Annotated in this window: 2 protein-coding genes; one reads left to right on the forward strand and one right to left on the reverse strand. The window is 56.3% G+C overall.

Features of this window, described 5'->3' with window-relative positions; genetic code table 11:
- Positions 1-692: 692 nt before the first annotated feature.
- On the reverse strand, positions 693-1,016 hold the full coding sequence (locus AWB74_RS44495) for a DUF1840 domain-containing protein (protein ID WP_061152794.1): 324 nt from the start codon (positions 1,014-1,016) through the stop codon (positions 693-695).
- A 215-nt stretch (positions 1,017-1,231) separates the two neighbouring features.
- Here AWB74_RS44495 and AWB74_RS44500 point away from each other — a divergent pair.
- Positions 1,232-1,452, forward strand: a 221-nt coding sequence (locus AWB74_RS44500; protein ID WP_456061767.1) for a DUF7884 domain-containing protein, incomplete at its 3' end; no start/stop codon positions are given.

Raw genomic sequence — 1,452 nt, forward strand, 5'->3', positions numbered from 1 at the left:
ATCAGGAAATCTCCTACGGTGTCGGCCATCACGACTCCTCGTTCTGTGCAAATGCTGTACAACGACCACGGATTGCGCCTATATGGGGCGGATAATCAATACTCGCTTCGCGAAACTTGGCAATCGGCAACCGTAGCATGCGCAATCGTAGTGCCTGTCGCTGATTCGTAAGTATGTCGAAAGATTTAGTCGGCGCCGAGTCCACCTCGATTCCTTATATCGCACGTGATGTGAGTGATAAAATCAGGTCATCGATACTTGCGTGAACTGCGTATCCGTCCGTGCCGCGCGCAGTGCGCAGATTCTTATTTCGAACTCAACCGGACGTGACGCTATGGATACCTTATGTTTGCATGGACGCAAGTTTGGCCCGTGAGGACGCGATCCGTGCGCCGACAGGCCATGACCTAGACGTTGAGGCCGCCCTCGTCTCTTCCGAGTCCGCACTCCCTCAGTGCGTGAGCACTGGGCAACGAGGCTCGGGCAGCCCCTCGCGGTCCACGACGCTGCGACACCGCGTAGGGCACAAGCGAACGCTAACTGTTGATCGGCGAGTCGGCCCAGGTTGACGAGCGACGTTGCTTCGCCGTCCCCTTCCAAAATCCCACACCGGCAAACGAACGCGTCACGGTCTTTGATGGTGGAAGGCTTAGTCGGGACGTCGGCGTGTGTATAACCGTGTTATTCGACCGTTAGAGTCCCCATAGTACGGCAGCGTCTTGCAGTTCAGCCTGTCGCAGCATATCGAGAAACGGAAGTGCGCGGTGTCGAAGCCCCGCGCGGGTGCGCAGTGAATGATCCCCGACCGTCGCATGAAAATTTGGACCGTGCTCTTGGGCGATCTTTGCATCTTCTTCCAGGGTCGCCTCAAGGCGAATAATCGCACCACGCATTTCTTCGTGCGCAATTACGCCCCTCTCGCCAAGGCGCTTCCCGATGGCGCCGAGAAGGTAGGCCGCTAAATCACGCAACATGACAACGTCCGGTGTTGCTCTTGATTGAAATGTAACTAGCATGTCCTTCCTCCTTCACTCGCGGGTAACCAACTTGCGACCTTCGACAGCGAAATTGTCAACTTCAATATATCATAACGTGATACATTTTGATAGGACGCGGGGAGCGGAGCATTTTGGCGCTCGTCGTTTCCAAGCATGGGCGGCCGTCGATGCTGCGATCAACGTGCCCTTGTCACTCCGACGTTTGCGGCAGTGCTAATGCGCGGGAGAAGTTAATGTTTTGGGAAAAGAAGCTGGCCTCGTGGGCGGACAACCTGCGCACGCAGACCAATGTTCCGGCGCGCATATGCCTGTGGAACGGCCAGTCGTATGACCTTGGTACTTTCGAGAAGCCAACGATCACTCTGCATGCGAAATCGGCGGCCGCCATGCCGCTGCTGTTATCGCCCGGGCTCGACTCGCTGGGCGAAGCCTACGTGGAAGGGAAAATCGATAT

This window comes from Caballeronia arvi (assembly GCF_001544695.2).
GTDB classification, from domain to species: domain Bacteria; phylum Pseudomonadota; class Gammaproteobacteria; order Burkholderiales; family Burkholderiaceae; genus Caballeronia; species Caballeronia arvi.

Bases quoted from the DNA above. Each gene is read 5' to 3' on its own strand.
- AWB74_RS44495 (WP_061152794.1), bottom strand. From the start codon at position 1,016: ATGCTAGTTACATTTCAATCAAGAGCAACACCGGACGTTGTCATGTTG.